The organism is Kitasatospora sp. NPDC087314 (genome assembly GCF_044744365.1).
Classification (GTDB): domain Bacteria; phylum Actinomycetota; class Actinomycetes; order Streptomycetales; family Streptomycetaceae; genus Kitasatospora.
This window is the reverse complement of sequence record NZ_JBIUYE010000020.1, coordinates 1-8,579: the sequence shown is the minus strand read 5'-3', so window position 1 is coordinate 8,579 and position 8,579 is coordinate 1. Positions and strand designations below refer to the sequence as shown.

The window sequence follows — 8,579 nt, the reverse complement described above, 5'->3', positions numbered from 1 at the left end:
ATCCGTCCTTCTAGCTCGCGGAGATCTTCTTGGTGACGAATTCGTCGATCGCGGTGAGCGAGACGAAGACGTTCAGGAGGATGTCCTCCGGGCTGATCTCGACGGAGAACTCGGTCTCCAGGAACTTCATCATCCTGACGTAGCCGAACGAGTCGATGACACCGGCCTTGAAGAGATCGGTGTCCGGGGTGATCACGTCGTCGAACTCGAAGAGGAACCGGTCCTCCAGGTACTTCCTGATCGTTTCCGTCGTCGTTGCCATCGGTCACACTCCAGCCCTGATTTTGAACACCATGTTGGTGAGGGACAGGCCCCCGATTTCGGCGAATTCCAACCCGTCGTCGCCGTCGAGCAGCATCCGGACGCTGTCGGTCCAGCGCACCGGGGACACCAGTTGTTCGGTGAGCATGCGTACCGCCTGCCCCGGTTCGTAGGGCCGGCCCGTGACGTTGGAGACCACGGGGATGGCGGGTTCGGCGAAACTGAATCCCGTCAGGAATTCGGCGAACCGCACCCGGGCCGGCTCCATGTACCGGGAGTGGAACGGCGCGCTCACCTTGAGTTGTACGAAGCGGATCTCCCGGCGTTTCAGGCACTCGTGCGCCGCGGCCAGGACGGGCGGGGTGCCCGCGATGACGATCTGTGAGCCGGTGTTGAGGCCGGCGATGTCGACGCCGTCGACGCCGTCCTCCGCCAGGAGCTTCAGCAGCTGGTCCGCCGGCGTGTTCATCACCGCGGTCATGCCGCCCTCGGAGGCCGCCGCCATCAGTTCACCGCGCTTGGCGACCAGCCGCAGGCCCGTCTCGAAGTCGAACACGCCCGCCGCGAGCAGGGCGTTGTACTCGCCCAGGCTGTGCCCCAGCAGGAAGTCCGCCGTCCGGTCCTCGCCGTGCACCCGCTCGAAATACCGCAGTGCATTGACGACGTAGAGCGCCGGCTGGGTGTACTCGGTACGGGCCAGCAATCCGTCCGGGTCTTCCGTGCACAGGGAGACCAGGTCGTATCCCAGCACGTCCGAGGCGAATTGCACAAGGCCCGGATAACGGCCGAAAACCTCCTCTCCCATCCCCTTTTCCTGACTTCCCTGACCAGCAAAGATGACCGCCAGCACGACACTCCTCCCACGTGCGCCTACCTGCTGTTCACCGTGCGCCTACCTGCTGACCTGCACTGACCTGCGCCCGACGCGCCCCGGCCGAGACCGCCGACGCGAGCACGTCCACGAAGGCCCTGCCGCGGCTGGTCATGACCAGGTCGGGCATCATGGCCACCCCCAGGGACGAGGGCGGGAGGTCGTCGGCGATGTCGACCGCACGGACGCTTCCGCCGTCCAACGTCCTCGCGTGCGAAGCGCGTTGATACATCAGCGCGAACCCGGAACCGGCGGCCACCAGGCCGCGCATCGTCTCAAGGCTCGTCGTCGCCACCACCCGCGGCATGCGGACGCCCGCACGGGCGAACATCCGCTCGACGTGGCGGAGCACGCTCGGGGTGTTCAGGGTGACGAGCGGCCGGGTGGCCAACTCGTCCAGACCGAGCGAGCCGGCCATCCCCATCGGGTCGTCGTCCGCCACCAGCGCGTGAACCGTCAGGTCGGCCAGCGGATGGAACCTGGAGTCGCCCGACAGGAAGTCATAGGTGACGGCCAGTTCGCACCGGCCGTCCCGCAGAAACTCCAGCAACCGATCGGCGGACGCCTCGTGGACGTTCAACTGCAGTGCCCCGTACCGTTCTTCGGCCATCCGACAGACCTGCGGCAGCAGGAACGGGGCGATCGGGAAGAAGAACCCGACGTCGAGCTGGCCGGCGGTCTCGCCCGCCAGGGCGTCGCCCTGGGCCTTGAGACTCCTGGCCTGCCCCAACAACGCCCGCGCCTCCCGCAGGAGGTGGCGACCGCTCGGCGTCAGGGAGACCCCGCGGGCATGGTGACGGAGAAGCAGCTGAACACCGAGCTGACGTTCCAACCGCATGATCGCCGACGAGACCGTCGACTGCGACGCGCATAACTGCTCCGCCGCCTCCGATATGTTGCCGATCTCGGCGGACACGACGAAGTACCGTAATTGTGTGAGACTGAATCCCAAGCGATCGGTCATGGTGCACGGAAACCTTTTCCCGGAGTCTGACCATTCGGTTTTCGCGGTCGGCCGTGGCGCGCCGCGGCAATGCGCCCGGAATTCGGTGACGAACCGCTGGTGAATCGGCGCGCCACGGTCCGGCGCACCGGGGCACGGGTGCCCGAAGTCGATACGGAGTCAGGTGACGGCCGGCGACGGTCGTCTCGACCGGCCCGGCAGCACGGGGCGCAGCGCCCCAGCGCGAGCGGACCACGATTCGCGGCGCGTCGGCCGGTTCTCCCCCGCAGCCGCCACGCGCCGACGATCCATCACCAACGGTGCCGTGCACCGGGCTTACCGCCGACCCTGCCCCCGCAACGACTTCGGGTCCGGCGCGACGAACGGCGAATCCGACGAGGCCGGTTTCCCGGCGTTCGAGGCGTTCGACGCGTTCGAGGTGTTCGAGTACTTCGACGAAGTCAAAGCCGAGCGCTTCTTCGTCTCTTCGGGAAAGCCACCTGCGCGCAGGTAGACACAGAGCGTTTCCGGTCCACTATTATCTGCCGGAGATGCCCCAAACCCGGAACAGTTCCAGGCGACGGGGCGACGGGGGCGTGTGCGATGACCATGATGACACTTTTCCTCAGCTCCGGTCACAGACGAGAAGCCATCGGGCGGGATGTCGCGGTCCACGTTCACTTGACGTGAACAGATCAAGTACATCAAAAGCCAGAAGCGGACAAGCCTCCTGCGGAGCCTGCCCTGATCGCCCAGCTCGGAGCCGGGCACGTGTCATACGGTAACTGATAGGTTACCGGTTAACAAGTTGGAGCAAGTGCACGAATGGATGAAGCGCCGGCGGTATGGCAACTGTGGGTACAGAGCCGTCCTGACCTCGACTTGTCGTCGATGGAGATCCTCGGCGGCCTCAAGCACGCACACGCGATGCTGGAGTTCCTCCTTGAACCGGTGTTCGAAGCGGCGGCGGTCAGCTCGTCCGAGTTCGACGTGCTGTACCACCTCCGCCACTCGACCGAGCCGACGATCGCACGCCGCCTCGCCACCTCGATGGGCCGCTCGCCGGCCGCACTGAGCAAGGCGCTCGCGAAGCTGGAACGGCGCGACCTCGTGGTCCGGACGGTCAACCCCGCGGACCGGCGCGCCGTCCTGGTCTCCATCACCGACGCGGGCGCGGCCGCCGTCGACGACGTCATGCCCAAGCGCCTGGCGATCGAGCAACAGGTCCTCGGGGCACTCGGCGACGAACAGAGCGCACAGGTACGCATCGCCCTGCGGCGGCTCGCCGAAGCGGTCGAAACCCAGGCCCTGCGCGGCCAGGCCACCGAATCGGAGCCCTCCACCACCCTGGCCTACTCCCCGCCGCGCTCCCCCGCGCGCGACTCGCCGTCGAGACCCCCGAAAGCCCCCCGCCGCCAGCTCGCCAACGCCAAACCCCCGCGCAGCGGCCACCCCACGGAGCTGTGACCGTCGGTAGGCGACACACACGCCGTGCGCCCCGGTGCCGGTGGGTACCGGTACCGGGGCGCACGGCGGAGCGGGTGGTCGGATCGGCAGGACCCGCCGGACCGCCCCGGCCGGGGTACGGGCTACTTCCCGGCGGGCCCCGTCGGGAGGACGGTGTACGGGTTGTGGTGGTGGGCGCCGATGGACAGCTGCTCCTCCGGCTTCCCGGCGAGCTTCGGGAGGACGTGGGTGCCGGTCGGGTCGGTGATCACGATGGCGTCCCCGTTCCGGCGCACCTCGTGCGGCGATCCCTTCGCGTAGGAGGCGGGTTCCGCGGCCGGACCGGTCGGAGTCGAGTGGGCGACCGTGCCGAACACGCCCGTGGGCAGCGTCAGTCCGGTGGCCGTCGCACCGAGCCTGGTGGCCCCGGACTGCTCGCCGCCGTACCCCGCGCCGAACCCGCCGCCGCCGGTGACGGTGGTGCCGGCGGGCACGGTGACCGGCACGGTGGTGCCGGACGGCCCCTGGAGCGTGACCACGCCGCCCTGGACGTAGCCGGTGACCGAGCCCGCGTTCCGGGTCTGCTGCCAGGCGGCCTGCTGCTGGAGGACCGTCCCGGAGTCGGTGAGGGTCTGGTCGACCACCGGGGTGTCCGCGGTGAACCAGGTGCGGTAGGTGGACAGGATGCCGCTGAGGGTCTGCAGCGCCAACTGGTCGTCGGTCAGGTTGGACTGGTGCATGAAGAACGGCCGCGGGTCGTTCGACAGCACGTACCCGAGGGTGATCCTGACCTGCAACGGCAGGACGTAGTTCGACCAGGCGCTGTTCAGGTCGAGCGGCGCGATGCAGGTCGTGGTGGCGGGGTCGGCCTCGCAGTTGCCGCTGCCGCCGTTCGCCTTGGAGGTGTAGAGCCAGTTGTACTCGCTCACCTCGTCGGCCTGGGTGGAGACGTTGTAGAACACGTTGATCGGGTGGCGCGGAGTGCCCAGCGCGGAGGCGATCTGACGCTGCCCGGTCTCGCGGGAGGCGTCGACGCCGAGCCACCGGATGTTGTTCGCGCTCAGCGCCGCCAGGAAGTTGGGGTTGTCGTTCGGCTGCTGCGGCAGCATCACGGTGCCCGAGTGCTCCCCCGCGACCAGTTCGTCGGGCCGGAACGGCAGGCCGTCGGCCTGGGCGAACTGGATGTTCCGGGTGATCTGGGAGCTGATGGTGGGCTGGTCGACGTAGACGGTGTTGCCGGCGGAGTCGGTCCGGCACCGCCACGGGATCACCGAGAAGTCCTGCACGCAGCCCAGGAACGGGTGGTCGTAGGTGTGGTTGACCCACAGGAAGTTGTTCTTGTTCGCCAGCAGCGCGGTGCTCAGCGGGTCGTTGCCGCCCTGCTCCTCCTGGTAGGCGGCACCGGGGCCCGCGTTGAAGAGGAAGTCCAGGGTGTAGCCGTTGCGTTGCTGCCAGTTCACCGTGTCGGTGACGTCGGAGGCGGTCATCCGGATCGGCGTGGTGTCCGGCACCCCGGCGGCGCAGTCGCCCTCACCGGGGGTGCACTTGCCGCTCTGGCTCCACCGGGCGTTGGCGTTGAACAGGTCGTCGATGTGCGCCGAGAAGTAGTTGCGCCAGTAGCCCAGGTGCACGCCCCGGGTCAGCCAGTCGACGATCCCGTGCGCGAGCAGCCGGAACTGCTGCTGGTAGGAGTTGTACGCGAACGTGAGGACCAACTGCTGGCGGCCGTTGCCGGTGTAGACCCCCGCGAGCACGCCCTGCGTCGACGTACCGGGCACCGTCTCGGTGAGGAACGGTTCGAAGTGCGCGCCGGTGGCCGGGTCGTCGGCCATGGGCGTGGGCAGGGCGCCGTACGAGCCGTCGCCGCCGGCGGTGCCCTCGAACGGCACCGGGCCGTTCAGGTAGCGGAAGGCGTCGGCGCGGGCGGAGGAGGACGTGGTGGCGGTGGTCGCGTCGAGCGAGCCGGTCCACAGCGGAGCGCTGAGGCCGGTGTTGGCGCCGGGCCACACGTAGGAGTCGACCTGCCGGACGTGGTAGGCCTGCTCGTAGCCGGTGAGGGCGGAGAGTTCGGCGGCGGAGAGTTGGCTCGGCGCATCGTTGGGCAGGACGACGCCCTCGAAGTGGCCGTGCGGCGTGCCGTCGGCCAGGGTGTCGGTGAGGAAGGCGGCCGTGAGGGTGGCACGGTCGCTGCTGGTGAGGTCGACCACGGTGGTCGGCACGCCCTCGGACACCAGTTGCTCGTGGATGCCCTCGACCCAGGGATTGCCGTCGGCGACGACGAGGACGTTCAGGTCCACCCTGGCGGTCGCGGCGGCGGCCGGGACGACCGTGCCGAGCGAGATCACCGCACCCGCCACCACCAGCGCGATCAGCGGCAGGGCGCGGAACGGCCTTCGGCCCGCGCGCGCCGCGGGAGGAGATTGCTTGCGTCTCATGGCACACACCCTGCCCGGACCAGTGGGCCGTACGGTCGCGTTCCGCCAGGGCTTGACCGATCGATGGCCGGTTTTTTGGAAACGGTTCTCGTTTCTGGATGTCCGTATCCGTGGGCTACCCGGCCGCATGGCCATGGCGCCGGCATCCGGCGGGTCGGAGACTGGGGTCGTCGCCGGACGGGCCGGCGGACGGAGGGACCAGGTGATGACCATGACGAGCGACTCCTCCGCAGCCGGGGTGCGGGTGCCGGACTCGAAGCTGTCGCGGGAGGCGACCGAGCTCGTCCGCGACACCGTGAGCGACCTGATCTACGACCACTCGCGGCGGGTGTACTTCTTCGGCGCCCTCCAGGGGCGCAACCGGGATCTGGGCTTCGACCCCGAGCTGCTCTACATCGCGGCCATGTTCCACGACCTGGGACTGGGCGAGCCCTTCCGGCGCAGCGGACGGCGCTTCGAGGTGGACAGCGCCGATGAGGCCCGCCGCTTCCTGCAGGCACGCCAGGTGCCGGAGGACAGCATCCGCCGGGTGTGGACGGCCATCGCCCTGCACACCACCCCGGGCATCCCCGAGTTCATGGAGCCCGAGGTGGCGCTGGTGACGGCGGGTGTGGAGTACGACGTCCTGGGCATCGGCTACCACGACGTCACCAAGGGCGACCGCGCCGCGATCGTCGCCCTGCACCCGCGCCCCGACTTCAAACAGCGCATCCTCCAGGCGTTCACCGAGGGGGTCCGGCCCAAGCCGGAGACCACGTTCGGCAACGTCAAGGCCGATGTGCTCGCCCACTACGTGCCCGGCTTCGAGCGCGGGGACTTCGTCCGCACCATCCTGGACTCCCCGTGGGCCGAGTGACCCCACGGCGGCGAGCGGACCACGTGGTCGCGGCGGCGGCCTTCGACGGCGTGCAGCTGCTGGACGTCACCGGCCCGGCCGAGGTCTTCAGCACGGCCAACCTCTTCGGCGCCCGCTACCACGCGGGAGGTCGCCCGCGAACTGGTCGTCTTCATGGCCCGTCCCGGCGGACAGTCCCAGTTCAGCGCCCGTCCGACCCCCCGGACGGCCAAGCACGCGGTCCTGCGGCAGGTGATGGACGCCGTCGCGGCCGACCCGGGCGCCCCGCACAGCATGGAGTCCCTGGCCCGTGACGTCGGTATCAGCGCCCGCCACCTGGGCCGGCTCTTCCGCGGCGAGACGGGGCTGACACCCGGCCAGTACCTCGAATCCGTCCGGCTGGAGAGCGCCCAGGTGCTCCTCGAAACGGGCGACGACCCCGTCGAGACGGTGGCCGGGCAGTGCGGCTTCGGCTCGGCGGAAACCATGCGCCGCATCTTCCAGCACACCCTGGGCATCGCCCCCACCACCTACCGGGCACGCTTCCGCACCACCGCGGCGGCCTGAGGACGCTCAGCCCCGTCCACGCGGGCGACACGCCGGTGGTCGCCTCTCGACATCGGGAGGGCACGATCAGGAGGGTGCGGTTCCCGCCCGGCCGGGGCGGCAGGCCCGCTCGGGGGCTCGAAGCGCACGGTCGGCTCGAAGTTGGCGCGTCGGGCCGCGTGGCGGAACACGGTGAGGACCGCCGGGCCGACGACGAGGACGGCGACGAAGGTGGTGACGGCGCGGCGGTGTCCCAGCCGAGCGAGGTGGCCAGGTCGAAGAGCAGGTAGCGGTGCCACTGCTTGGTGAAGGGCAGCCCGGGGCATCGCGGACCGGGGCACTCGGTGCCGTGAGGGGTCACCGGCCGCCGCATCGGCACCGGGTGAACAGGAGTGGGCGCGAGCGCGGATCCGCCTGCCCCGCCGGGGCGTCGGCACGGCCGTTAAGGGCCTCGGACCAAGTCATCGCCAGAGCAGCGACGATCTGGGCGAAGCCGCCGGCATCGAAGACCGGACGCACGGCCGGCAGGTGCCTCAGCTACTGCGGGGACACGGCCGCCTGGTAGGCCAACCAATCGTCGCTCAGGCAGAGTTGGTCGCGCCGTTCGATGATCCGACGGGCCATACGCGAGGGTCGCAACGCCGGATGGCGTCGAGGTCGAGGGTGTTGCTCACAGTGCGCCTCCTCGGTTCGCCCGTGCGCGCGGGTCACGTCCGGAAGAGCGCGACTTGAGGGCGCCGGTGTCGCCGGCGTCGGCGAAGACGTCGTAGGCGTCCTACATCTCGTCGAGGCCGAAGCGGTGGGTGACCAGCCCGGCGACGTCCGCGACCTCCGGTCGCCGGCTGATCGGCATCCCGTTGCAGGCCCGGTTCCACCCGCTCATGGCGCGGCGGAAACGTCGGCCGACGTCCGTCACGAGGTCGTACTCCGCACACCGGACGGCCTTCCGGGCGAGGCCGCCGCGAACGCGTTGATCAAACGTATACCGGCATGCCTGAGCATCGACCTGTGAGCGGCCCGGACCGAGCCGACTAGCGCAACGGGAACCTCGTACCCACCGGCGCACGGATCAGTCCTCCCGGCCGCCCCCGGAACCACCACAGACCGCCCGGCGGCGTCCGGAGCGGTAGAAGCAAGAGGAGAAAGTCGTTGAGCAACGAGAGCCTGGCCAACCTACTCAAGGAGGAGCGGCGCTTCGCCCCGCCGGCAGAGCTCGCCGCAGCCGCGAACGTCACCGCGGCG

The 8,579-nt window shown here is 69.5% G+C and carries 8 protein-coding genes and 1 pseudogene; 4 read left to right on the top strand and 5 right to left on the bottom strand.

Annotated features, from left to right (window positions below; genetic code table 11):
• Positions 1–10: 10 nt before the first annotated feature.
• Genes ACIO5E_RS34550 through ACIO5E_RS34540 form a run of 3 tightly spaced genes read right to left on the bottom strand, consistent with a single transcriptional unit; the run spans position 11 to position 2,096 of the window.
• Positions 11–262, bottom strand: coding sequence for an acyl carrier protein (locus tag ACIO5E_RS34550; RefSeq protein ID WP_280681970.1), 252 nt, complete (start codon positions 260–262; stop codon positions 11–13).
• Between the two features lie 3 nt (positions 263–265).
• On the bottom strand, positions 266–1,111 hold the full coding sequence (fabD, locus tag ACIO5E_RS34545; RefSeq protein WP_400675672.1) for an ACP S-malonyltransferase: 846 nt from the start codon (positions 1,109–1,111) through the stop codon (positions 266–268).
• A 31-nt stretch (positions 1,112–1,142) separates the two neighbouring features.
• A complete protein-coding gene (locus ACIO5E_RS34540; protein WP_400675670.1) occupies positions 1,143–2,096 on the bottom strand; it encodes a LysR family transcriptional regulator in 954 nt (317 codons plus the stop codon).
• A 163-nt stretch (positions 2,097–2,259) separates the two neighbouring features.
• Here ACIO5E_RS34540 and ACIO5E_RS34535 point away from each other — a divergent pair, with 163 nt between their 5' ends.
• Together ACIO5E_RS34535 and ACIO5E_RS34530 are read left to right on the top strand one after the other, a co-directional pair.
• The gene (locus tag ACIO5E_RS34535; RefSeq protein ID WP_400675668.1) at positions 2,260–2,589 is read left to right on the top strand and encodes a hypothetical protein; all 330 of its coding nucleotides are present in this window, start codon (positions 2,260–2,262) and stop codon (positions 2,587–2,589) included.
• 377 nt (positions 2,590–2,966) lie between these two features.
• Positions 2,967–3,542 carry a MarR family winged helix-turn-helix transcriptional regulator gene (locus ACIO5E_RS34530; protein WP_400675666.1) on the top strand — a complete coding sequence of 192 codons (576 nt, stop codon included), beginning with the start codon at positions 2,967–2,969 and terminating at the stop codon, positions 3,540–3,542.
• A 122-nt stretch (positions 3,543–3,664) separates the two neighbouring features.
• Here the strand turns inward: ACIO5E_RS34530 and ACIO5E_RS34525 are convergent, their stop codons facing one another.
• Positions 3,665–5,956, bottom strand: coding sequence for a hypothetical protein (locus ACIO5E_RS34525; RefSeq protein WP_400675664.1), 2,292 nt, complete (start codon positions 5,954–5,956; stop codon positions 3,665–3,667).
• 211 nt (positions 5,957–6,167) lie between these two features.
• On the opposite strand from ACIO5E_RS34525, the gene ACIO5E_RS34520 reads away from it, so the two are divergent.
• A complete protein-coding gene (locus tag ACIO5E_RS34520) occupies positions 6,168–6,812 on the top strand; it encodes an HD domain-containing protein (protein WP_400675948.1) in 645 nt (214 codons plus the stop codon).
• Between the two features lie 153 nt (positions 6,813–6,965).
• Positions 6,966–7,358: a helix-turn-helix domain-containing protein gene (locus ACIO5E_RS34515; RefSeq protein ID WP_400675662.1), complete on the top strand. Its 393-nt coding sequence runs from the start codon at positions 6,966–6,968 to the stop codon at positions 7,356–7,358.
• On the opposite strand, the pseudogene ACIO5E_RS34510 reads toward ACIO5E_RS34515, so the two are convergent.
• Positions 7,322–7,659: pseudogene (locus ACIO5E_RS34510) on the bottom strand (hypothetical protein); the annotation flags it as partial. The gene ACIO5E_RS34515 and the pseudogene ACIO5E_RS34510 overlap by 37 nt on opposite strands.
• Positions 7,660–8,579 lie beyond the last annotated feature (920 nt).